General features: G+C 61.7%; 23 protein-coding genes. 19 read left to right on the top strand and 4 right to left on the bottom strand.

From position 1 onward, the window contains the following. The gene (locus BMW49_RS02175) at window positions 1-666 is read right to left on the bottom strand and encodes a GntR family transcriptional regulator (protein ID WP_069516735.1); all 666 of its coding nucleotides are present in this window, start codon (window positions 664-666) and stop codon (window positions 1-3) included. Window positions 667-1,048: 382 nt separating this feature from the next. On the opposite strand from BMW49_RS02175, the gene xdhA reads away from it, so the two are divergent. The 4 genes from xdhA to guaD all read left to right on the top strand — a co-directional run bounded on the left by xdhA (window position 1,049) and on the right by guaD (window position 7,248). Continuing rightward, window positions 1,049-2,494 (top strand): xanthine dehydrogenase small subunit, encoded by a 1,446-nt coding sequence (xdhA, locus tag BMW49_RS02170; RefSeq protein ID WP_069516736.1) that lies wholly within the window; start codon window positions 1,049-1,051, stop codon window positions 2,492-2,494. Continuing rightward, a complete protein-coding gene (xdhB, locus tag BMW49_RS02165) occupies window positions 2,487-4,862 on the top strand; it encodes a xanthine dehydrogenase molybdopterin binding subunit (RefSeq protein WP_069516737.1) in 2,376 nt (791 codons plus the stop codon). Before xdhA ends, xdhB begins: the two co-directional genes overlap by 8 nt. 147 nt (window positions 4,863-5,009) lie before the next feature. Further along, a complete protein-coding gene (gene xdhC, locus BMW49_RS02160; RefSeq protein WP_069516738.1) occupies window positions 5,010-5,849 on the top strand; it encodes a xanthine dehydrogenase accessory protein XdhC in 840 nt (279 codons plus the stop codon). Window positions 5,850-5,934: 85 nt separating this feature from the next. Further along, the gene (guaD, locus tag BMW49_RS02155) at window positions 5,935-7,248 is read left to right on the top strand and encodes a guanine deaminase (RefSeq protein ID WP_069516739.1); all 1,314 of its coding nucleotides are present in this window, start codon (window positions 5,935-5,937) and stop codon (window positions 7,246-7,248) included. Between the two features lie 139 nt (window positions 7,249-7,387). Here the strand turns inward: guaD and BMW49_RS02150 are convergent, their stop codons facing one another. Beyond that, window positions 7,388-8,155, bottom strand: coding sequence for a GntR family transcriptional regulator (locus tag BMW49_RS02150; protein ID WP_069516740.1), 768 nt, complete (start codon window positions 8,153-8,155; stop codon window positions 7,388-7,390). A 470-nt stretch (window positions 8,156-8,625) separates the two neighbouring features. Here BMW49_RS02150 and BMW49_RS02145 point away from each other — a divergent pair, with 470 nt between their 5' ends. Further along, complete coding sequence (locus tag BMW49_RS02145) at window positions 8,626-9,252, top strand: LysE family translocator (RefSeq protein ID WP_069516741.1); 627 nt, start codon at window positions 8,626-8,628, stop codon at window positions 9,250-9,252. A 105-nt stretch (window positions 9,253-9,357) separates the two neighbouring features. Here the strand turns inward: BMW49_RS02145 and uraH are convergent, their stop codons facing one another. Continuing rightward, window positions 9,358-9,711, bottom strand: a complete 354-nt coding sequence (gene uraH, locus BMW49_RS02140; protein ID WP_069516742.1) for a hydroxyisourate hydrolase — start codon at window positions 9,709-9,711, stop codon at window positions 9,358-9,360. A 339-nt stretch (window positions 9,712-10,050) separates the two neighbouring features. On the opposite strand from uraH, the gene puuE reads away from it, so the two are divergent. The 10 genes from puuE (at window position 10,051) to BMW49_RS02090 (ending at window position 18,518) form a co-directional block, all read left to right on the top strand. Next, window positions 10,051-10,989, top strand: a complete 939-nt coding sequence (gene puuE, locus BMW49_RS02135) for an allantoinase PuuE (RefSeq protein WP_069516743.1) — start codon at window positions 10,051-10,053, stop codon at window positions 10,987-10,989. Beyond that, entirely contained in the window at window positions 10,989-11,504 is a 516-nt protein-coding gene (uraD, locus tag BMW49_RS02130; RefSeq protein ID WP_069516744.1) for a 2-oxo-4-hydroxy-4-carboxy-5-ureidoimidazoline decarboxylase, read from the top strand. Before puuE ends, uraD begins: the two co-directional genes overlap by 1 nt. Before the next feature lie 44 nt (window positions 11,505-11,548). After that, window positions 11,549-12,544: an allantoicase gene (gene alc, locus BMW49_RS02125; protein WP_069516745.1), complete on the top strand. Its 996-nt coding sequence runs from the start codon at window positions 11,549-11,551 to the stop codon at window positions 12,542-12,544. Between the two features lie 98 nt (window positions 12,545-12,642). Beyond that, the gene (locus tag BMW49_RS02120; protein WP_069516746.1) at window positions 12,643-13,146 is read left to right on the top strand and encodes an ureidoglycolate lyase; all 504 of its coding nucleotides are present in this window, start codon (window positions 12,643-12,645) and stop codon (window positions 13,144-13,146) included. Between the two features lie 45 nt (window positions 13,147-13,191). Beyond that, window positions 13,192-14,427 carry a urate hydroxylase PuuD gene (locus BMW49_RS02115; RefSeq protein WP_069516747.1) on the top strand — a complete coding sequence of 412 codons (1,236 nt, stop codon included), beginning with the start codon at window positions 13,192-13,194 and terminating at the stop codon, window positions 14,425-14,427. Window positions 14,428-14,489: 62 nt separating this feature from the next. Then, the gene (locus BMW49_RS02110) at window positions 14,490-16,046 is read left to right on the top strand and encodes a cation:proton antiporter domain-containing protein (protein WP_069516748.1); all 1,557 of its coding nucleotides are present in this window, start codon (window positions 14,490-14,492) and stop codon (window positions 16,044-16,046) included. 397 nt (window positions 16,047-16,443) lie between these two features. Next, window positions 16,444-17,064 (top strand): pseudaminic acid biosynthesis-associated methylase, encoded by a 621-nt coding sequence (locus BMW49_RS02105; protein WP_069516749.1) that lies wholly within the window; start codon window positions 16,444-16,446, stop codon window positions 17,062-17,064. 213 nt (window positions 17,065-17,277) lie between these two features. Next, the gene (locus BMW49_RS02100; protein WP_069516750.1) at window positions 17,278-17,493 is read left to right on the top strand and encodes a DUF6434 domain-containing protein; all 216 of its coding nucleotides are present in this window, start codon (window positions 17,278-17,280) and stop codon (window positions 17,491-17,493) included. Window positions 17,494-17,550: 57 nt separating this feature from the next. Continuing rightward, window positions 17,551-17,910, top strand: coding sequence for a VOC family protein (locus BMW49_RS02095; protein ID WP_069516751.1), 360 nt, complete (start codon window positions 17,551-17,553; stop codon window positions 17,908-17,910). Between the two features lie 23 nt (window positions 17,911-17,933). Next, entirely contained in the window at window positions 17,934-18,518 is a 585-nt protein-coding gene (locus tag BMW49_RS02090; RefSeq protein ID WP_069516752.1) for an HD domain-containing protein, read from the top strand. Between the two features lie 275 nt (window positions 18,519-18,793). On the opposite strand, the gene BMW49_RS02085 is transcribed toward BMW49_RS02090, so the two are convergent. After that, a complete protein-coding gene (locus tag BMW49_RS02085; protein WP_069516753.1) occupies window positions 18,794-19,714 on the bottom strand; it encodes a LysR family transcriptional regulator in 921 nt (306 codons plus the stop codon). Between the two features lie 210 nt (window positions 19,715-19,924). Here BMW49_RS02085 and BMW49_RS02080 point away from each other — a divergent pair, with 210 nt between their 5' ends. Genes BMW49_RS02080 through BMW49_RS02065 form a run of 4 tightly spaced genes read left to right on the top strand, consistent with a single transcriptional unit; the run spans window position 19,925 to window position 23,833 of the window. Further along, the gene (locus tag BMW49_RS02080) at window positions 19,925-20,998 is read left to right on the top strand and encodes a 4-oxalomesaconate tautomerase (protein WP_069516754.1); all 1,074 of its coding nucleotides are present in this window, start codon (window positions 19,925-19,927) and stop codon (window positions 20,996-20,998) included. Between the two features lie 36 nt (window positions 20,999-21,034). Further along, a complete protein-coding gene (locus BMW49_RS02075; RefSeq protein WP_069516755.1) occupies window positions 21,035-22,300 on the top strand; it encodes an OprD family porin in 1,266 nt (421 codons plus the stop codon). Window positions 22,301-22,346: 46 nt separating this feature from the next. Continuing rightward, complete coding sequence (locus tag BMW49_RS02070; protein ID WP_069516756.1) at window positions 22,347-23,327, top strand: Bug family tripartite tricarboxylate transporter substrate binding protein; 981 nt, start codon at window positions 22,347-22,349, stop codon at window positions 23,325-23,327. 50 nt (window positions 23,328-23,377) lie between these two features. Beyond that, entirely contained in the window at window positions 23,378-23,833 is a 456-nt protein-coding gene (locus tag BMW49_RS02065) for a tripartite tricarboxylate transporter TctB family protein (RefSeq protein WP_069516757.1), read from the top strand.

The following is a 23,833-nucleotide window of genomic DNA, read 5'->3' as shown; positions in this document are numbered from 1 at the left end:
TCAGCCCTGCCCTTCGGCCAGTGCGGCCAATACCAACTGGCAGTTGTGCTCGCCATACGCCAACAGAACCTGTCGCGCACGCTCATGGTCGCGCGCCATCACCGCCAACAGCAGTTGGTTGAACATCTCGAGGAACTGGGCCATTTCACCTTTGCGTTGCTCCAGCGCCAGGTAATAGGTGCGACTGATTGCCGGCTGCAAGTTCTCCACGGTTTCACGCAGGTAGGGGTTATTGGCGAACGGGAACGCCGTGCGCATTACCGCGAAGCTGTGTTCGACGAAGCCGTGAATGTCGCCCTGTTGCTGGCTGTGCAACAGGCGCTGCTGAACCACCAGAAACGGCGCCAAGTCAGCCTCGGTCCGCCAGCCATCGGCCACCGCACGGGCCAGCAAGATGTACAACTCGATGACCAGCGCGTAGAGACTGCGCACATTGTGTGGCGTCAGCTCGGCCACCTGGGCGCCCCGCCGCGGCGGGATGACGACCAAGTGACGTCGCTCGAGTATCAGCAGCGCCTCGCGCACCGAGCCTCGGCTGACGTTCAATGCCTGGGTGACTTTTTGTTCCTGGATGCGCTCGCGCGCCTTGAGTTCGCCACGGATAATACGGTCTGCCAGATGCTGGGCAATTTGCTCGGCGAGGCTGTCCGGGGCCTTGAACGTCATGACTTTCCTTAATCCTGCGAGCGGTGGGCGAAAAGCGGCGTAATGCCCGGATGATGGGTGCCGGAGCGGCGCGCAGTGTAGCACAGGGCATGCTACGGCCAAGGCCCGGCGACCTGCAGTGGCGCACGTTTCAGGGGCTCCGCTGCGCCATCGCGGCGCATCATTGCGCAAGCAAGAGCAGCTAAAGCGCCCGACATTGCCGTGCGATTCCTGGCACGGATTACGCTAGGCGAGATGATGCGGGGCAATAGCTGACCAAAAGGTCAAATATTTATTGACCCAAAAGTCAGAAATACCTAGATTTGCGCCATGGCCGACCCGCCGGGCGCCGCAGCGGCGCATGACCTGTTATGCACATTACGACACTGCCCGGAGGCCGTCCTTGATCCAGTTTCTTCTTAATCGCGAGCTGCGCAGCGAGCACGCCCTGGACCCCAACCTGACGGTGCTCGACTACCTGCGCGAACACCGCGGCAAAACCGGCACCAAGGAAGGCTGCGCCTCCGGCGATTGTGGCGCCTGCACAGTGGTGGTCGGCGAGCTGGAGGGCGAGCGCCTGCGCTATCGCACGCTCAATTCGTGCCTGACCTTCGTCGCCAGCCTGCACGGCAAACAACTGATCAGCGTCGAGGACCTCAAGCACCAGGGCCGCCTGCACAGCGTGCAACAGGCCATGGTCGACTGCCACGGCTCGCAATGCGGCTTCTGCACCCCCGGCTTCGTTATGTCGCTGTTCGCCCTGCAGAAGAATGCCAGCGGCCAGGCGCCCGACAAGGCGCAGACCCTCGAGGCCCTGGCCGGCAACCTGTGCCGCTGCACCGGCTACCGACCGATTCTCGACGCGGCTGCCCAGGCCTGCCAGCAGGCGCAGCCTGACCATTTCGACCAGGCCGAGGCCGCCACGGTCGAGCAGCTCAAGGCCATCGCCCCACGCACCACAGCCAGCCTGGAACACAACGGCAAACACTGCCTGCTGCCGCTGACCATCGGTGAGCTGGCCGAGCTGTACCGGGCCAACCCCGAGGCACGTCTGCTGGCCGGTGGCACCGACCTGGCGCTGGAGGTCACCCAGCAACACCGCAGCCTGCCGGCGATGATCTACGTCGGCCATATCGCGGCGCTGAAACGTATCGAGGTGACGGACGACACCCTAGTGATCGGCGCCGCCGCGCCGCTGACGGATTGCTACACCGCCCTGGCCGACGATTACCCGGACTTCGGCGAGTTGCTGCATCGCTTCGCCTCATTGCAAATCCGCAACCAAGGCACCTTGGGCGGCAATATCGGCAACGCTTCGCCGATTGGCGACGCGCCGCCGCTGCTGATCGCCCTGGGCGCCACACTGGTGCTGCGCCAGGGCAATCGGACGCGCCGCCTGGCCCTGGAAGATTACTTTATCGATTACAAGGTCACCGCCCGCCAGGAGGCCGAGTTTATCGAGGCGATCCATGTGCCGCGCCCGCGCGCTGGCCAGAGTCTGCGGGCCTACAAGGTCTCCAAGCGCCTGGACGATGACATCTCCGCCGTCTGCGCGGCCTTCAACCTGACCCTGGTCGACGGCGTGCTGCGTGAAGCCCGCGTGGCCTTTGGCGGCATGGCCGCCATCGCCAAACGCGCCCGCGCCTGCGAGGCGGTGCTGCAAGGCGCCCCGCTTGGCGCCGAGCTGATTGAGCGCGCCTGCGCCGCCCTGGCCCACGACTTCACCCCGCTCAGCGACTTTCGCGCCAGCCAGGCGTATCGCCTGCTGACGGCGCAGAATCTACTGCGCAAGTGCTTCCTTGAACTGACCGCCCCAGGCGTCGCAACCCGGGTGACCGACTATGTCTAAGCAGCATGCCGCAAAAACCCAGGCAGAACTGGCCGCCCTGTTCAGCGCCGGCATCACCACAGGCGTTGGTCGTAGCGTCAAGCACGAGAGTGCTGACAAACACGTCACCGGCGAGGCCGTCTATGTCGATGACCGCCTGGAGTTTCCCAATCAGCTGCACGTCTATGCCCGCCTGAGCGACCGTGCCCATGCGCGCATCCTGCGCATCGACACCACGCCCTGCTACGCCATCCCTGGTGTGGCCATCGCCATCACCAGCCAGGACGTGCCCGGCGAGCTGGACATCGGCCCGCTGGTCCCCGGCGACCCTCTGCTGGCCGACGGCAAGGTCGAATACGTCGGCCAGGTGGTACTCGCGGTAGCCGCCGACAGCCTGGCCGCTGCGCGTGAAGCGGCCATGGCGGCGATCATCGAATACGAGGACCTGGAGCCGGTGCTGGATGTGGTCGACGCCCTGCGCAAGCGGCACTTCGTGCTCGACAGTCACCAGCAGCGCATTGGCGATGCCCCGGCCGCATTGGCCCAGGCGCCCCACCGCCTGCAAGGCAGCTTGCACATCGGCGGCCAGGAGCACTTCTACCTGGAAACCCAGATCTCCTCGGTAATGCCCACCGAAGACGGCGGCATGATCGTCTACACCTCCACGCAAAACGCCACCGAAGTGCAAAAACTGGTGGCCGAGGTGCTCGGCGTGGCGATGAACAAAGTGGTCATCGACATGCGTCGCATGGGCGGCGGCTTTGGCGGCAAGGAAACCCAGGCGGCCGGCCCGGCTTGCCTGTGCGCGGTGATCGCCTGCCTCACCGGGCGACCGACCAAGATGCGTTTGCCGCGCAACGAAGATATGCAGATGACCGGCAAGCGCCATCCGTTTTATGTCGAGTACGACGTCGGTTTCGATGATGACGGCCTGCTGCACGGCATCCAGATCGAGCTGGCCGGCAACTGTGGCTACTCGCCCGACTTGTCCAACTCCATCGTCGACCGGGCGATGTTCCATGCCGACAACGCCTACTTCCTCGGCAACGCCACCATCAACGGCCACCGCTGCAAGACCAACACCGCGTCCAACACCGCCTACCGCGGCTTTGGCGGCCCACAGGGCATGCTCGCCATCGAGGAGATCATGGACGTGATCGCCCGCCACCTCGGCAAAGACCCACTGGCGGTGCGCACGCTCAACTACTACGGCCAGGACAGCCGCAACGTCACCCATTACCACCAGACCGTCGAACAGAACCTGCTGCCGGAAATGACCGCGGAACTGGCCGCCAGCGCCGAGTACGCCGAACGCCGCGAAGCGATCCGCGCCTTCAATAGCGCCAATCCGGTGTTGAAGAAGGGCCTGGCCATGACCCCGGTGAAATTCGGCATCAGCTTTACCGCCAGCTTTCTTAACCAGGCCGGCGCGCTGATCCACATCTACACCGACGGCAGCATTCACCTCAACCACGGCGGCACCGAAATGGGCCAGGGCCTCAACACCAAGGTCGCCCAGGTGGTTGCCGAGGTGTTCCAGGTTGAGATCGCGCGCATCCAGATCACCGCGACCAACACCGAAAAAGTGCCGAACACCTCGCCCACTGCTGCCAGCAGCGGCGCCGACCTCAACGGCATGGCCGCCAAAAATGCCGCTCTCACGCTCAAGCAGCGCCTGGTGGACTTCCTCGCCGGGCAATATTCCGTGGAGAGCACCGCAATCGAGTTCAGCAACGGCCAGGTGCGCGTGGGCGAGCAATACCTGTCGTTCGAGGAGGTGGTGCAGAAGGCCTATGTGGGCCAGATTTCCCTGTCCTCAACCGGCTTCTACCGCACGCCGAAGATCTTCTACGACCGCGACAAAGCCGCCGGCCACCCGTTCTATTACTTCGCCTACGGCCTGGCCTGCGTCGAGGTGATCGTCGACACCCTGACCGGCGAGTACAAGATGCTGCGCGCCGACATCCTGCATGACGTCGGCGCCTCGCTGAACCCGGCGCTGGACATCGGCCAGGTCGAAGGCGCCTTTATCCAGGGCATGGGCTGGCTGACCACCGAGGAACTGGTATGGAGCGCCAAAGGCAAGCTGCTGACCAGTGGCCCGGCCAGCTACAAGATTCCCGCCGTCGCCGACATGCCCCTGGACTTGCGGGTCAAACTGCTGGAAAACCGTAAAAACCCGGAAGACACCGTGTACCACTCCAAGGCCGTCGGCGAGCCACCGTTTATGCTCGGCATCGCCGCCTGGTGCGCGATCAAGGATGCCGTGGCCAGCCTGGCCAATTACCGTGTACAGCCGCGCATCGACGCACCCGCCACCCCCGAGCGGGTGCTCTGGGGCGTGGAGCAGATGCACGCTCTGAGCAAAGCGCCGACGGAGCACGCATAAGATGACCCTCAGCACTCAAATGCCGCGCCCTGTAGGAGCGAATTTATTCGCGATAGATCGTGAAAGCGCCGCAGTAATCGCGACTAAAGCGCAGCGCTGCCCGCCTCCTTCCATGTGGCATGGGATTGTTCAACGAGGACCACGCCCATGAGCAATACCGGCTGGATCAACGCCCTCGCCGACCTGCAGCAGCAGGGCGAACCCTGCGTGCTGGTGACCATCATCGAGGAGCGTGGCTCAACGCCGCGCAATGCCGGCTCGAAGATGGTCGTCACCCGCGAGCGCATCTTCGAGACCATCGGCGGCGGGCATCTGGAGTTCAAGGCTATGGCCATGGCCCGCGAGATGCTTGAGGCGCGCAGCCAGGCCACCCGCTTGGAGCGCTTCGCCCTCGGCGCCAGCCTCGGCCAATGCTGCGGCGGCGCGGCTGTGCTGCTGTTCGAGCCGATGGGCGAGGCTCAGGCGCAGATCGCCGTGTTCGGCGCCGGCCATGTCGGCCGCGCCTTGGTGCCGCTGCTCGCCGGTCTGCCGTGCAAGGTGCGCTGGATCGACTCGCGCGCTGAGGAATTCCCCGAGGTGATACCCGCCGGCGTTGCCAAGGTGCTCAACGACGAGGTCATCGACCAGGTGGCGGCGATGCCGCCCGGCAGCTATTTCATCGTCATGACCCATAACCACCAACTCGACCTTGAGCTGACCGCCGCCATTCTCAAGCGCGATGATTTCGCCTACTTCGGCCTGATCGGCTCGAAGACTAAACGCGCCAAGTTCGAGCATCGCCTGCGCGAGCGCGGCCTGAGCAGCGACCTGCTGCAACGCATGCGCTGCCCCATGGGCATCGCCGAGGTGAAGGGCAAGCTGCCGGTGGAGATCGCCATTTCCATTGCCGGTGAGGTGATCGCCACCTACAACGCAGGGTTTGGCCAGACTGTGAACAAAGGCGAGTCCAGCGTCGCCAAGCTACTGCCTGCCTCACGCCGCTCCTGAGTCAATGCCCAGTGCGCTGTGCGCACCACTGCCCCACCCCATTTTTCGGTGCGCACGGCGCACCCTACGCATGAGACCCCGCATCATGAGCCACACCACCCAGGCCTATCGCGCCGCCATCCTGCACTGCCTCGCCGACCCGACAGTGGTCGGCATCGAGCAGTCCTACGCCTATTTCGAGGATGGCCTGCTGGTCGTCGAGGATGGCCGCGTGCTCGCGGTTGGCCCGGCCGAGGAATTGCTGCCGCGCTTCAGCGGCATCACGGTCACCGAATACCCAGACGCGCTGATCACCCCCGGCTTTATCGACACCCATATTCACTTCCCCCAGGTCGGCGTGATCGGCTCCTACGGCACCCAGTTGCTGGAGTGGCTGAACACCTACACCTTCCCCGCCGAGGGCCGCTTTGCCGATGCCCAGGTCGCCGCGGAAAACGCCGAAGTGTTTCTCAACGAGCTGCTACGCAACGGCACCACCACCGCACTGGTGTTCGGCAGCGTGCACCCAGAATCGGTAGACGCCTTCTTCGCGGCGGCCCTGGCGCGCAACCTGCGCATGATCGCCGGCAAGGTACTGATGGACCGCAACGCGCCGGAGTATCTGCAGGACACCGCGGAGTCCGGCTATGCCGAGAGCAAGGCACTGATCGAGCGCTGGCATGGCAAGGGCCGCCTGAGCTATGCGGTCACCCCGCGCTTCGCCCCCACCAGCACGTCCGAGCAACTGGCCCTGGCCGGCAAGCTGTTCGGCGAATACCCGGACCTGTACATGCACACCCACCTGTCCGAGAACCTCAAGGAAATCGACTGGGTCAAGGCGCTGTTTCCCGAGCGCAAGAATTACCTGGACGTTTACGACCACCACGGCCTGATCGGCCCGCGCGCGGTGTTCGCCCACGGCGTGCACCTGTGCGATGAGGAATGCGCGCGGCTCGGCGAAACCGGCTCGGCGGTGGCCTTCTGCCCGACCTCCAACCTGTTTATCGGCAGCGGCCTGTTCGATTTGCCGCGTGTGGAAAGCCATGGCGTGCGCGTTGGCCTGGGCACAGATGTCGGCGGCGGCACCAGCTTCTCGCAACTGACCACCCTCAGCGAAGCCTACAAGGTGCTGCAGCTGCGCGGCGAATCGCTGAACCCGTTCAAGTCGCTGTACCTGGCAACTCTCGGCGGCGCCCGGGCGCTGTACCTCGACGACAAGATCGGCAACTTTGTGCCCGGCAAGGAAGCCGACTTCGTGGTGCTCGATTACAGCGCCACGCCGCTGCTGACGTTCCGCCTGAAACAAACCACCACCCTGGCCGAAAAACTTTTCGCCCTGATCACCCTGGGCGACGACCGCGCCATCCGTGAAACCTTCGCTGCCGGGCGTTTGGTCCATAGCCGCGACCAGAGCCACTAGCAGGTAGCCTGGGTCGAGCGCAGCGACACCCGGGGCTTTCGCCCGGGTATCACTCTGCTCAACCCAGGCTACGCGGCAGCAGCGCAGTGGCCCTAAGGATCACACCCCACCCAGCCAGCGCTGCGCGCCGTGAATGAGCTTAACGAGAGGTGCTGCTACGGCTGGACTTCTTGCGGGTTTGCAGCACATGCGAGAAGACCGCATGCAGGTCGTCCGAAGCGCTGTCCTCGTCGAGGTTGAGCTTGCTGTCGATATGATCCATGTGATGCATCATCAGGGTCACCGCCTGCTCGGCGTTGCGCGCCTCGATGGCATCGATCAGCGCGTTGTGTTCATCGTAGGAACAATGGGAGCGGCTGCCGCTTTCGTACTGCGCGATGATCAGCGAAGTCTGCGACACCAGGCTGCGCTGGAAACTCACCAGGGGCGCATTGCGCGCGGCTTCCGCCAGCTTGAGGTGAAATTCGCCAGACAGGCGAATACCAGCACCGCGGTCGCCACGGGCGAAACTGTCGCGCTCATCACTGACCATCTGTCGTAGCTCGGCGAGCTGCTCGGCACTGGCGTGCTGCACGGCCAGTTCGGTGATGGCCTGTTCGACCATGCGCCGTGCGTAAAAAATCTGCCGCGCCTCCTCGACGCTGGGGCTGGCCACGACCGCACCGCGATTCGGTCGCAGTAGCACCACCCCTTCATGCCCCAAGCGTGACAGGGCGCGACGGATGATGGTGCGGCTAACGCCGAAAATCTCCCCCAGCGCCTCCTCGCTCAGCTTGGTGCCTGGCGCCAGGCGCTGTTCGAGAATGGCATCGAAGATATGGGCGTAAACGATATCGTCCTGAGTCCCGCTGCGGGCGCTCTTGCCGGCGCGCGGCTGCTTCTTGAGGGGCTGCAATTGATCGTTCATTGGGGCTCGCGTGACAGGGGATCGGCGGTATCGTGAGGCTATGCCACCGGCCTGACCAGCGAAGCGCACAGGCAGGGCTGATGAGCGATACAGGGCAAAGCGACCAGGTCATTGTACACAAGCGAATGTCCCGGCATAGCGCTATGGCGCGCCCTACCTACTGCTTTTATGGCGTGCCTGCATCGTGCATGGGCGACGCTTCGGCGCATAACCTTTGCTAGGTGACCAGCCACACGTGAGCCAGTTGCGCGTGCTCCACACATCAAATATCGGTCAATGCCAGGCTACTTGGGAGGGGCCGGAAGGCGCTCTACTTTAACCGCGACGCTTTCTGCGCGCTCAAGGGCCATCGCGAATAAATTCGCTCCTACAGGTCAGGTAAATTGAATTTTATGTATACAACTGCATAATCGCAGCGCTGCACGCATTCTTGGCCGCCCCTCACGCCCCCAACCTACAGAGCGCCCCTGATGAACCTTGATACCTGGCTGCTGTTCAGCGGCGCCGCCCTCGTGGTGATCCTGATTCCCGGGCCGCTGTCCCTGCTGATGGTCAGCAACAGCCTCAACTACGGCCTGCGCCGCTCCACGCCGGCGTTCCTTGGCGGGGTCTCGGCCTCGCTGTGCCTGCTCAGTGCTTCGGCGCTGGGCCTGGGCGCTCTGCTGCTGGCCTCGGAGCAGATCTTCAGCCTGCTCAAGCTGCTCGGCGCGCTTTACCTGTTTTACCTGGCCTGGCAAAGCTGGCAGGCCTCGCGCCAGGCGGCAAAACCGACTGCTGGCGAGGCGCCGCTTGCCAACCCCGGCTGGCGCAGCCTGTTCTGGAAAGCCTTCGGCCTGGGCGCGAGCAACCCCAAGGACATCCTGTTTTTCGCCGCATTCTTGCCGCAATTCATCAGCGCCGAGCGCCCACTGCTCAGCCAGTTGCTGGTGATGATCCTGACCTGGGCCGTGCTCGATCTGGGCTGCAAGCTGTTCTATGGCCTTAGCGCCCAAGGCGCCGCGCGCTACCTGCGCTCGGGCAAGGGGCAGGTGTGGTTCAACCGCATCAGCGCTGCCTTGTTCGGTGGCGCGGGGGCGGCTTCGTTGCTAAGCCGCTGAATCGCCAGGCAGGACCTGTTGCCGCCATCCTGTAGGAGCGAACGGGCGGCGCTCCGCTTTATTCGCGAAGCCCGCGACACAGCCGCGGGCAAAGGCTTACCGCCCCTAACTGCCTCGATAGGTGGAGTAGCTATACGGCGAGACCAGCAGCGGCACATGGTAGTGCGCCTGATCGGCGTCAATACCAACGCGCAACACCACTACATCGAGAAACGCCGGCTCCGGCAGCGTCACCCCACGGCGGCGATAATAATCACCCACATGAAACTGCAACTGGTAAACACCACTGACGTAGCTATCACCTTCGAGCAGCGGCGCGTCGCAACGGCCGTCGGCATTGGTCAGTTGCTGGGCAACCAGCACCAGTTCAGTGCCTTCGACGCGGTACAGGTCCACTTTCAGCGCACTGCCAGGGCAACCATGAGCGGCATCCAGCACATGTGTGGTCAATCGTCCCATCGCATTCGGGCGCGGCGATCAGCGGCGGCCCGCCTCCTATCGGTTGATGATTCATTGGGTGCAGGCGCCGGAGCATAGCATGGGCTACGGCGACGGAATAACAGGCTTTGTACACAATGCAACGCCCGGTTTTAGCCCGTATAAACACCTCACTTTGGCGCATCGCAATTACCCAAAAATACACGCCAGGTAAGCTAAGCAACGCCAACACCTGACCAATCAGGCAGGTTTCTTGCTTAGGGTTGTAAGCGTCTTATTAGCGATATTGTGATTTACAGCTCACACATCATTTTGTATACAATCACAATCATCAACTGACCCTATGCAGGACGGCCCGCCTTGACCGCAGACTACCCCCGCGACCTGATCGGTTATGCCAACGCTCCCGCGCACCCACAGTGGCCGGGCAATGCCCGTATCGCCCTGTCCTTCGTCCTCAACTACGAAGAAGGTGGCGAGCGCAACATTCTGCATGGCGACGCCGAATCCGAAGCCTTCCTCTCGGAAATGGTCGCGGCGCAACCGCTCAAGGGTGAGCGCAACATGAGCATGGAGTCGCTCTATGAATACGGCAGCCGCGCCGGTGTCTGGCGCCTGCTGGCGCTGTTCCAGAAACACAACATTCCCTTGACTATCTTCGCCGTGGCCATGGCTGCCCAGCGCCACCCCGAGCTGATCCGCCAGATGGCGGCTGCCGGTCACGAGATCTGCAGCCACGGCTACCGCTGGATCGACTATCAGTACATGGACGAGGCCACCGAGCGCGAGCACATGCAGGCGGCCATTCGCATCCTCACCGAGCTGACCGGTGAGCGGCCGCTGGGCTGGTACACCGGCCGTACCGGACCGAACACCCGGCGCCTGGTCCGCGAGGAAGGCGGCTTTCTGTACGACAGCGACACCTACGACGACGACCTGCCCTACTGGGATCCGGCCAGCACCGCCGAGCGCCCGCACCTGGTGATCCCCTACACCCTGGACACCAACGACATGCGCTTCACCCAGGTGCAGGGTTTCAACACCGGTGATGACTTTTTCAGCTACCTCAAGGACGCCTTCGACGTGCTCTACGCCGAGGGCGCGGCCGGCGCGCCGAAGATGCTCTCCATCGGCATGCACTGCCGCCTGCTGGGTCGCCCGGCACGTATCGCCTCACTGGCGCGTTTTCTCGAGTATGTGCAAAGCCATGAGCAGGTCTGGTGCGCCCGGCGCGTCGATATCGCCCGCCACTGGCACAACACCCATCCGTTTACCCCCGCTTCCAGCGAGCGCCTGTAATGAACCACTTTCAGACCCTGACGCCCAGCACCCTGAGCCGTGACGCCTTTATTCGCGCCTTTGCCGACATCTACGAGCATTCGCCCTGGGTCGCTGAGCAGGCCTTTGACCAGGGCGCTGACCCGCGCCTGGACGAGGTCGAGTTTCTTCATCAGCGCATGGCGGCGATCCTTCTGGCGGCTGAGCATGATGCGCAACTGGCGCTGATCAATGCCCACCCGGACCTCGCCGGCAAAGCCGCCGTGCGTGGCGAACTGACCGCTGCCAGCAGCGCCGAACAAGCCGGCGCCGGTATTCAGGACTGCACCGCTGAAGAGTTCGCCCGCTTCACCGCACTCAACCACGCTTACAAAAGCAAATTCGGCTTCCCCTTTATCAAGGCTGTCAAAGGCAGCAATCGTCAGCAGATTCTCGCCGCCTTCGAGGCGCGCCTGCACAATACGCCGGAGCAGGAGTTCCACACCGCGCTGGCCGAAATCAACCAGATCGCCCTGTTTCGCCTGCAGGCGCTGTAGCTGCGCCGCCCGCCCAACCCTTCACTCCAGAGGCAGACCTACCCATGCACGTTTACGCCGCGCCCTTTGAGAAATACGTCAACCTCGCCGACGCCCGCCTCGGCACCCGCGCCATTTCGGTTACCGATGACTGGTTCGCCGACGTCAACCGCCTGTTCCAGCCGACCCCGGCGGTGTGGAAGGAAGGCGTATTCGACGACAACGGCAAGTGGATGGACGGCTGGGAATCGCGCCGTAAACGCTTCGAGGGCTACGACAGTGCGGTGATCCGCCTGGGCGTTGCCGGCTCGATCAAGGGCGTGGACATCGACACCAGCTTCTTCACCGGCAACTACCCGCCGTCGGCGTCCCTGGAAGCCTGCTTCGTGGCTGACGGCGAGCCAACCGAGGCCACTGTCTGGACCGAAGTGCTGGCGGCCGTCGAGCTGCAGGGCAACAGCCACCACTACCATGCGATCAGCGACAGCCAGGCTTACACCCACCTGCGCTTCAATATCTACCCGGATGGCGGCGTTGCCCGCCTGCGCGTCTACGGTGTGCCGTACCGCGACTGGTCGAGCGTAGCCGCCGACGAGCAGCTCGACCTCGCTGCCGCCCTCAATGGCGGCCGTGCCCTGGCTTGCTCGGACGAGCACTTCGGCCGTATGGGAAACCTGCTCAACCCCGGCCGCGGCGTGAACATGGGCGACGGCTGGGAAACCGCGCGCCGCCGCACGCCGGGTAACGACTGGGTGATCATCGCCCTCGGCCACCCTGGCGAGATCGAACGCATCATCGTCGACACCCTGCATTTCAAAGGCAACTACCCGGACAGCTGCTCTATCCAGGCGGCCTTCGTCAAAGGTGGCACCGACAGCCAGATCGAAACCCAGAGTCTGTTCTGGCGCGAGCTGCTGCCCAGCCAGAAACTGAGCATGCACGCCGAACACGAATACAGAGAAGAAATCCGCGCCCTCGGCCCGATCACCCACGTGCGCCTCAACGTATTCCCCGACGGTGGCGTCAGCCGCCTGCGCCTGTTCGGCAAAGTCGCCCGGTAATCACAACCGCTCTGGAGGAGGGGCTTTAGCCGCGAGCGGTTATCGCTTCGTAACTAAAGCCCTAGTTTTTGCCCCCCTTACAACCACAGAAGATCAACATGCGCACCCTGATCATCGAACCGCTGAGCAAAGCCGCTTTCGCCCCCTTCGGTGAGGTGATCGAGACCGATGACAGCGCGTTCTTCATGATCAACAACGGCTCGACCCAGCGCTATCACCAACTGGCGACGGTGCAGACCAACACACCCGACGACCAGGCGATCATCAGCATCTTCCGCGCCGAAGCGCTGCCGATGCCGCTGACCATTCGCATGCTGGAGCGCCACCCGCAGGGCAGCCAGGCGTTTGTGCCGCTGCTCGGCAACCCCTTTCTGATCGTGGTCGCGCCCCCTGGCGATGTACCTGTATCAGGCTCCGTCCGCGCCTTCCGCAGTAACGGCAGGCAGGGCATCAATTACCATCGCGGCGTCTGGCACCACCCGGTGCTGACGATCGAAAAGCGGGATGACTTCCTGGTGGTTGATCGCAGTGGCCCAGGCCCCAACTGCGATGAGCATTTCTTTGAAGCGCACGAGTACCTGCTACTCGCGCCCCACCCATAAGAAAGGCCCGCCGCGCGACCTGCGCAGCGGGAGGAGGACCCGACCGTGCATGCACACTACCTCGAATGGCTGAACCTGAGCGTTCGCTGGATCCACATGATTACCGGCATCGCCTGGATCGGTGCCTCTTTCTACTTCGTCTGGCTGGAGAACAACCTCAACCGCGCCAACCCGCGCGATGGACTCTCTGGCGACCTCTGGGCGATCCATGGTGGCGGCATCTACCACCTGGAGAAGTACAAACTGGCGCCGCCGGCGATGCCGGAGAACCTGCACTGGTTCAAATGGGAGGCGTACTTCACCTGGCTGTCGGGCGTCGCCCTGCTGATGGTCGTCTACTACCTCAACCCCAGCCTGTACCTGGTCAAACCCGGCAGTGAGCTGGCACCGGCCCTGGCCGTGTGTATCGGCCTGGGCTCCTTGCTGCTCGGCTGGTTGATCTACGACCTGCTCTGCGACTCGCCCCTGGGCCAGCGCCCCGCCCTGCTCGGCGCTGTGCTGTTCGTGCTGATCATCGCCGCCGCCTGGGGCTTCTCGCAGATTTTCAGCGGGCGCGCGGCCTATATCCATGTGGGCGCAATCATCGGCACCCTGATGGTCGGCAACGTGTTCCGCATCATCATGCCGGCCCAGCGCGCCCTGGTAAAAGCCATCAACGAGGGCACCACGCCCGACCCATCGTTGCCGGCCAAGGGCCTGCTGCGCTCGCGGCACAACAACTATTTCACCCTGCCGGTGCTGTTCATCATGATCAGCAACCACTTCCCCAGCACCTACGGCAGCGACTACAACTGGCTGATCCTGGCCGGCATCGCCGTGCTCGCGGTGCTCGTGCGGCACTACTTCAACACCCGACACGCCACCCAGAAATATGCCTGGACCCTCCCCGCCGCCGCACTGGGCATGCTTTGCCTGGCGTTCGTCACCGACCCCAGCCGCAACACCGCCGAACGCCCGGTAGCGCCCCAAACCACTGCCAGTAGCGCGCCGACAGCGCCGGCAAACAGCGACCCTACGCGCATCAGCTTTGCTCAGGTACAGCCCGTAATCGCCGAGCGCTGCATCGTCTGCCACGCCGCCCAACCCAGCAGCCCGATGTTCAGCGCCGCGCCAGCCGGTTTTATGCTCGATACGCCGCAGCTAATCCAGCAACATGCGGCGCAGATCAAGGCACAATCGGTCGACTCGCAGATCATGCCCCTGGGCAACCTGACCCAGATGACGCCAGAAGAGCGAACCCTGATCGGCGCCTGGATCGACCAGGGAGCCAAGCTCGACTAAGACTCCACGGCACCCACGAGGCGTGATTAAATGCGCGCCTTGCCTGCGCACGAGGAGCGCCCATGATCGAAGCCACCTGGATTGCCTTCGCCTTTGTCATGGGCATGGCCGTGCGCAGCATCGGCCTACCGCCGCTGATCGGCTACCTGGCCGCCGGCTTCGCCCTCGCTGCCGCCGGTAGCCGCCTGGGCATCGGCCCGCTGGACAGCCTTATTCTCGATCACCTCGCCCACCTCGGCGTGTTACTGCTGCTGTTTACCGTCGGCCTCAAGCTCAAACCCAGCGCCCTGCTGCGCCCCGAAGTGATCGGCGGCGGCCTGTTGCACTTCGTGCTCTCCAGCCTGCTGTTCCTGCCGGTCATTCTGCTAGTGCTCGACCCGCCCTGGCAGCAGGCGCTGTTGCTGGCCATCGCCCTGTCCTTCTCCAGCACCGTGCTGGCGGCCAAGGTGCTCGAAGGCAAGCGCGAACTGCGCGCCTTCCACGGCCGGGTAGCCATCGGCGTGCTGATCATCCAGGACCTGATCGCCCTGCTGGTCATGAGCCTGGCCAGCGGCAAAGTGCCCTCGGCCTGGGCCTTGCTGGTATTCGCCCTGCCCCTGCTGCGGCCACTGCTGTTCCGCCTGCTCGATGCCAGCGGCCACGAAGAACTGATGGTCCTGCTCGGCCTGCTGCTGGCCCTGGTCATCGGCGGCTACGGCTTCGAGAGCGTCGGCCTGAGCGCCGAACTGGGTGCCCTGGCCTTCGGCGCCATGCTCGCCAAACACCCGCGCGCCGGCGAGCTGGCCAACTCGCTGTGGAGCATCAAGGAAGTCTTTCTGGTGGGTTTCTTCCTGCAGATCGGCATTGGCGGCCTGCCAGATGTCGACACCCTGATTTTCGCTGCGCTGATGGCCCTGCTGCTACCGCTCAAGGGCGCGCTGTTCTTCGGCCTGTTCCTGATCTTTCGCCTGCGCGCGCGCAGCGCCTTCCTCAGCAGCGTCAGCCTGACCAACTACAGCGAGTTCGGCCTGATCGTCGCCAGTGTGCTACTGCCCGCCTACCTGGTGCCGCTGGCCATCACGGTAGCGCTGTCATTTGTTATCTCGGCCCAGCTCAACCGCTTCGCCAACCCGCTCTACGAGCGCCTGGCGCACCGCCTGATCCCCCTGGAACGCAATATCCGCCACCCCGACGAACAACCCGTGTCCCTGGGCGATGCGCAAATTCTCGTGATGGGCATGGGCCGTACCGGCCGCGCCGCCTATGACCACCTCGCCCACCAGGGCTGGAATATGGTCAGCCTCGACTCCGACCCCCAGGTCATCCAGCTCAACGGCGAAGCCGGCCGGCATATCCTGTTTGCCGATGCCGAAGACCCGGTGTTCTGGCAACGCATCGAAATGCCCGCCGTAGAAGCCGTGATCCTGGCCATGAACGACCCCGAAGCTAAGGTTATCTCCACCCGCAAACTGCGCGACAGCGGCTTCGACGGCCTGATCGTCTCCCACGCCATGTACGACGATATCGCCCAACGCATCCAGGACGCCGGCGCCAACCGCACCTACCTGACCATGAGCGAAGCCGGCGCCGGCCTCGCCGAACATGTCGCACGGGATTTGCGGGCGCGGCGGGAGGGGTGAAGCTGGGCGGAAGGCGGTCGAATACATTTGTGTGGCGTGCTGACTGGCACAAGACATTGATTTAGGTGTAATTTTATTTTTCAGCTACAAGGAAGTTGGGGTGTTTTAGAGAACTCCATGCTATTGGATTAATGTTGAATTAGGTTTAATCACTGTCAGTAAAAAATCCAAAAGTAGATATTAGAATAAGTCATGAATAACATAATGGATAAATAATAAAATATAGAGTTGGCTGGAAAAACTTGACCCACCCCCACAAAGCTCAAGAGTGAAATTATCAAAAAATTAAAAGCCTGGCGGCGATTTCCGCTAACAATCAAATCGTTTGCTGCGCTCACTAAGACGGGCTAAATCCCGCCCCTTAACCAAACACTCGGCATCAAAAAAGGAAGACAATATGACACGCACGACAGAACAAGAGACTTTCTGGGAGGGTGACTTTGGAAACGACTATGTCGACCGTAACCAGGGTTCCCAGTTGGTTGCTTCCAAGACAGCGTTTTTCAGCAAGGTCCTCGCCCGGGCTCACTCAGTCAACAGCGTTTTGGAACTCGGCTCCAATATCGGCCTGAACTTGGTGGCGCTGCGCCATTTGCTGCCCGCAGCTCAACTATCTGCCGTAGAGATCAATCAGAAAGCAGCGTCAGAGCTTAAATCCAAGCTCCCCGACGTTAATCTCCATGTGAAATCAATTCTCGAATTCCAGCCGGAGGCGACATGGGACCTTGTGTTCACCAAGGGCGTGTTGATCCACATCAACCCTGACAAGTTGCAGACTGTCTACGAACTGATACACAGAGCGTCTTCTCGTTATGTGCTTGTGTCCGAATACTACAACCCGAAACCGACGGAGATCACCTACCGAGGTCACACAGGAAAGCTTTTCAAGCGGGACTTCGCTGGCGAAATGCTTGATAAATTCCCCGATCTGCACCTGGTCGACTATGGCTTTGTCTATCACCGAGACCCACACTTTCCTCAGGATGACTCGACGTGGTTTCTATTGGAGAAGCGATAGCGAGAGACTGCCGAACAAGGCGCTGCACCGGACGGCAATTCCGCTACATCCCATTGCCGTCGGTGCGCGTTGGCGTTGTGCCTAAACCCAATAAGGCTCTGCATAGGGACTCGCCCACAAGCAGTGAGCACGGTTTCTCTTCTGCATCTGTCGTCAGCGCGGCTGCCTTGGTCTATCCAACTTGAGGTGGGAGCAATCAAACAAGGAAAACAGATGACAGACTTCGACTGGCACAGCGGGCAAATAACGAAGGAAACAGCGGTCACAAGCACCTACCGAAACACTCAAAACGTAAGGCGTTTTTTGGTTGACGCGTGCGGGCCGGACTTCAAGTTTGACCGGGGCTTTATGGCATGGATAAAAGACGGCAAGGCCAAAACAATGGGCGAGGTCGCGCTTGAGTGGCAGCGGCGATACAAAAGCCAATAGGCTGACACTTATAAACCTACCCTAGCATAGGGTTTTGCCAATACATGTGAGGACGCCATGAAAGAAACCGGAAAAATCAACTATCTGGAAATCCCCTCGCGCGACCTTGAAGCGACCAAGCGCTTTTTTATAGCGGCGTTTGGCTGGTCGTTTATTGACTATGGCCCGGCGTATATGGCGATAGCAAACGCGGGGCTGGATGGCGGCTTTTTCAAATCAGACAACGTCGTATCGCCCGACAACGGTAGTGTGTTGGTTGTGCTTTACAGCTCAGAACTGGAAGCGACTGCAGCCAGGGTCACGTCAGCGGGAGGGACGATCACTCAAACTATTTTTTCCTTCCCCGGCGGTCGGCGGTTCCACTTCACGGACCCCACCGGTAACGAATATGCTGTTTGGTCTGAGCCTTTAACGTAACAGCCTCAAAGGGGGTAACTCAAATGAGAGAACTAGAATTAGAAGGCATTCTCGATTTCCTGAGAGGGGCAGAGCAATTAAAAAACACGCTCCGCTCATCTAACACCTCTAACGGCCGGCACGAAAGCACGGCGGAGCACACCTGGCGTCTTTGCCTGATGGTTATGCTGTTTTCAAATCAATATCCAGAAATAGATATTCTTAAACTCATGAAAATATGCATCATCCACGACCTGGGTGAAGCAATCAGCGGTGATATAGCTGCAGTAGATCAAATCGAAGGCGTAAATAAAGGTGTCGAGGAAAGAAAAGATTTAGAGCTGCTACTTCGGCCACTACAAAACGACCTTAAGGAGGAAATTATTACCCTTTGGGATGAGTATGAAAACGCTTCTTCAAAAGAAGCTTTGCTGGCCAAAGCTTTTGACAAGATTGAAACAATTCTACAGCACACCCAAGGTATAAACCCGCCAGACTTCAACTACAAATTCAACCTTTCGTACGGGAAAAAGTATACCGATTACGATGAGTTCACATCGAAACTAAGAGCCTTGATTGATAAAGATACACAGGCACTCGCAGAAGCCAACAACAGCCCTCAGCGCTAAAAACAGCGCGTATGAATAGTCCACAAGCACACGGGAAGGCCAAGACGCAGGGCGATGCGGCACTGAAGTGGCTGCGCCATAAAGCCAAACAGAGGTAGTCAGTGCACTGTTGACTGCCGTCTTGGGACGGTGATGCTCAGCAGGCTGACTGAAATCTGGGCATGACGGAAAGTGCAGCGCCACCTATTAATTAGTTCCCGTGGGAACGCTCCACGCAAGGGACATCAACAGGCTCTTGAGCCAATCGCCCTGAAATTACCGTCGCCATTGAGCACTCAGTCTTTAGCCGGTAACCCTAACGAGGTGTAGCCCGGCCATTGGCGCAACAGGGTGTCGACAAACTGCTCGGCAGCCGGTGATAGCGATGAGCCGTGGCGCCTGACCAAGCCCAGGGTGCGGCTGATAACGGGCTCAACCAGAGGCCGCTGAACCAGGATAGGGTGATCTTCGGCGGGCATTGCCAGGCTGGGCAGTGCTGCCACGCCAAGACCGGCCTCAACCATGCCCAGCGACGTGGACAGGTGCTGCACCTCGTAGAACCAGCTCGGCCGCCAGTCCAGGTGGGCCAGGCCGTGATCGAGCAGTACGCGGTTACCACTGAGCCTCCCCACCCCAATCAGGCGATAATCACTTAGCTCGCGCCAGGCCACCTGATCCTGCTTGGCCAAGGGGTGATCACGCCGACAGGCGAGGACGAAGGGCTCATTAACCAACGGCGTGAAGTCGATTTCAGCGCTTTGCCCACTGAGCATATTGATACCGAAATCGGCCTCCCCGCGGATCACCGCCTCCAGCCCTTCATGGGCACTGAGGTCGAGAATACGGATGCGAATCTTCGGGTACTGCAGGTTGAACTCGCGGATCACCGTTGGCAGAAAGTAGAACGCTGCGGTCGGGATACAGGCCAGCGTCACCTGCCCGGACTGTCGCTCGGCGAGTTCGCGAATACCCAGAATAGAGCGATCGAAGTCGTCCAGCAGGCGGCGCGCCTTGGGCAGAAAGTCCCGCCCCACAGCCGTCAGGCTAACGCGCCGAGTGGTGCGGTCGAGCAACTGCGTGCCCAGCCCCTCTTCGAGCTTTTGCATGCGCCGGGTCAGCGCCGGTTGGGACAGGTGGATGGCGTTGGCGGCCTCATGGAAGTTGCCGAATTCGGCGATTTTCACAAAGGCCCTAAGGTCTTGCAGCTCGTAATTCATGCACGAAACCTATTAATCGATCTGATTTTTATACTTAGCGTATCAGCATAAGCGGGTTTGCGCGGGGTCCGGCTGTCGTCGTGCTTGCTGGCGCCGCATTAATGCTCAAGGCACATTAATAGCTAAAATATATGCAATTTACAGATTAAAAAAACTGCCCCGATAATCTCCCAACGCAACAATAACTATATTTATTGCACCGGAGACATCATGCAAGCCATTCCCTGTGTCCTCATGCGCGGCGGCACGTCCCGAGGGCCGGTGTTCCTGGCCAACCACCTGCCCAGCGACCCGGCGCAACGCGACGAGGTTCTGCTCAAGGTCATGGGGTCAGGCCATGAGCTGGAGATCGATGGCATTGGCGGCGGCAGCCCCCAGACAAGCAAGGTTGCCATCGTCAGCCGCTCACCGCACCCGGATGCCGATGTCGACTACCTGTTCGTCCAGGTGATGGTCGCCCAGCGCCGAGTCGATACTGCGCCGAACTGCGGCAACATGCTCTGCGCAATCGGTCCTTTCGCCATTGAGCATGGCCTGGTTAACGCCACCGCGCCGGCCACGCGGGTGCGTATCCGCAACCTCAACACCAATACCCTGATCGATTCCGACGTGCTGACCCCCAACGGCCGGGTGCGCTATGAGGGTGACACGCAAATCGACGGCGTACCCGGTACGGCTGCCCCGATCCGTCTGACCTTTCTTGATGCCGCCGGCGCCAAAACCGGCAGCCTGCTGCCCAGCGGCCAGGTGCGTGACCTGATCGATGGCGTGGAAGTGACCTGCATCGACATGGCCATGCCCATGGTGCTGATGCATGCAGAGGCGCTTGGCAAAACCGGTTACGAGACAGCCGCCGAGCTGGACGCCGACCTGCAGTTGCTCGCGCGGCTGGAAAGCATTCGCCTGCAGGCCGGCCGCCTGATGGGGCTGGGCGATGTCTCCCAGATGGTCATTCCCAAGCCGGTACTACTGGCCCCGCCACGCCAGGGCGGCAGCCTGAGTACCCGCTACTTCATGCCGCATAACTGCCACCGTTCGCTGGCCGCAACAGGCGCCATCGGCCTGGCCAGTGCCTGCGCCTTGCCGGGCAGCGTGGCCCACCAGATCACCCCGATCAGCGGGGCCGCGCTGGTACGCCTGGAGCACCCGGGCGGCCAGATCGAAGTGTCGCTGGAACCTGACTCGCAGAACCGTCCCGAAAAACTGCGCGCCTCCCTGGTGCGTACAGCCCGGCGCCTGTTCGCCGGGGATGTGTATATCCCGGGCAAGCGCACCGGGAGATAACCGCACCATTTTCATCCACCGCCAGAGCTGACCACAATGACAACAACATACCCTCTGCATTACACCTTGCCCCTTGGCGCCCTCTGCCTACTGCCCTTGTCGATAAACGTTGCCCAGGCCCAAGGTTTTATTGAAGACAGCAAAGCCAGCCTGGAGCTGCGCAACTTTTATCTGAACCGCGATTTTCGCCAATTTCCCGATCCCGCTCAGAACAAACGCGAGGAATGGGCTCAGGGCTTTATCCTCAATCTGGAGTCGGGATTTACTCAGGGCACGCTCGGCTTGGGTGTCGACGCCCTCGGCATGCTCGGCTTGAAGCTTGACTCGTCGAGCGACCGCAGCGGTACTGACCTGCTGCCACGCGACAGCCGCAACCGCGCCGAAGACGACTACAGCAAGCTCGGCGTAACCGGCAAGGCGCGCCTGGGCAAGAGTGTGGCCAAGGTCGGGACCCTGCTGCCGAAAATGCCGTATTTGCAGTACAGCAACAGCCGCCTGCTGCCTCAGACATTCGAAGGCTGGCAGGTGCAAAGCCGCGACATCGAGTCCCTGACACTGACCGGCGGGGAAATCTCCCGGGTGGTCCAGCGCAGCGTTTCCGGTTCGGAAAAACTGGCGTTGAACAACAAGAACGGCCGCTTCGGCGCCAGCCCGGAGAGTGACGGGCTGCGCTTCTTCGGCGGTGACTACGGGCTCGCGCCCGGCCTGGTGGCCAGCTATCACTACGCCGAATTGCAGGATATCTATCGCCAGCACTTCCTCGGCCTGCAACACAGCCTGGCGCTGGGCAGCGGGACGCTGAAAAGCGATCTGCGCTACTTCGATAACCGCGAAGCGGGTCAGGCACGCGTCGGCAACATCGATAACCAGGCGATCAACGCCATGTTCACCTACAGCCAGGCTGGCCACGCCCTGGGCCTGGCCTATCAGCAGATGAAAGGTGATGAGGCCTTCACCTACGTCGATGGGGCCACGCCCTACTTGACCAACTTCCTGCAGATCAACGATTTTGCCGGCCCCGAGGAACGCTCCTGGCAGCTGCGCTATGACTACGACTTCGCCGCCATCGGGCTCAAGGGCCTGACGTTTATGACCCGCTATGTCACCGGTGATCAGGTGCGCCTGAATAACGGCCAATCGGGCAATGAGTGGGAACGCAACACCGACCTGGCCTACGCCTTCAGCGAAGGCACCCTGAAGAACCTCAAGCTGACCTGGCGTAACGCCAGCTACCGCTCGAGCTTCAGCCGTGACCTCGATGAGAACCGCCTGATTCTCAGCTACACCAAGGCACTCTGGTGAGTCGCCGCGCTACCGCACCTCTACAACTCTAAGAAAGGAACGCACCATGAACTCGACTCGACTCAGCACCTGCCTGTCCATCGCCTGCGCCATGCTACTGGCCAGCGCCAGCGCGCTCGGCAAAGAACCCTCGCGCCCGGAATGCATCGCCCCGACCAAACCCGGCGGCGGCTTCGACCTCACCTGCAAACTGGCTCAAGCCGGTCTCAAGGACCACAAACTGCTTGATGCCCCCATGCGCGTTACCTACATGCCCGGCGGCATCGGCGCGGTGGCCTATAACGCCATTGCCGCCAATCGTCGCGGCGAAGCCGGCACCATCGTGGCCTTCTCCGGCGCCTCGCTGCTCAACCTCGCCCTGGGTAAATACGGCCGCTATGACGAGAACGCCGTGCAGTGGCTGACCACCATCGGCACCGACTACGGCACCCTGGCCGTACGCGAAGACTCGCCGTTCAAGAGCCTGGACGATGTCGTTCAAGCGCTGAAAAAAGACCCCAAAAGTGTGTCAGTTGGCGGTGGTGGCAGCATCGGTGGCCAAGGCTGGGTGAAGATCGCCCTGCTAGCCAAAGCCGCCGGGGTCAACCCGCGGGACCTGCGCTACGCCGCATTCGAAGGCGGTGCCGAGCACTATATGGCCCTGATGGGCAAACACGTGGACCTGGTCACCGGCAGCGCCAGCGAGATCCGCGCACAGAAGGCCAACAAGATCCGCACCCTGGCGATTTTCAGTGAAGAGCGCCTGCCAGGTGAACTGGCCGACATCCCCACCGCGCGCGAGCAGGGTTACGAGATCCAGTGGCCGTTGATCCGTGGTTACTTCGTCGGCCCGGACGTCACGCCTGAAGCCGTCGCCTGGTGGCGCGACCGCTTCGCCACCCTGCAAGCCTCGCCGGAATTCCAGCAATACCTTGCTGATCGTGACGTGCTGCCGCTGACTGTGACCGGTGAAGACCTCGACGCGCTGGTCAAGCAGCAAGTCGCGCAGTACCGCGAACTGGGCCGCGAGTTCGGCCTGGTCGAGTAACCCGCCTTTGCTGGGCGAAGCCTGTCCGGGCTTCGCCGCTGGAGCCTCTCATGCATGACCGTCTGTTTGCAGGGTGCACCCTGCTGCTTTGTCTCGCGTTGGTAGTCGTTGGTTGGGCCTATCAGGCCCCTTTCGCTTACGAACCTGTAGGGCCACGTGCCTTTCCGCTGTTGCTGCTGGCGCTGATCGGCTGCGCCGTGTTGTACCAGCTCATTCGTCCCTCGACTGGGCAGCACGCTCAGGCAGAACCAGCCCTTGACCGCCATGTCGGGCGCAAGATTGCACTGTGCGTAGCGGCTCTGCTGCTGTACGCCACGGCCTTTGAATGGCTCGGCTTCATCCCCAGCAGCGTGCTGTTCGCCGTTGCCATGGCACGCCTGTACGGCGCCAGCACCTGGCAAAGCCTGATCGGTGGTGTCGTCATCGCCGTGGGCTTGTACCTGCTGTTCGATTTCGGCCTGGACGTCCCCTTGCCCCTCGGCCCCATTGCCGCGCTGGAGAATTGA

This window comes from Pseudomonas cuatrocienegasensis (assembly GCF_900110925.1).
GTDB classification, from domain to species: Bacteria; Pseudomonadota; Gammaproteobacteria; order Pseudomonadales; family Pseudomonadaceae; genus Aquipseudomonas; species Aquipseudomonas cuatrocienegasensis.
The sequence above is the reverse complement of the archived record's forward strand: the minus strand, read 5'-3'. Positions and strand labels throughout refer to the sequence as shown.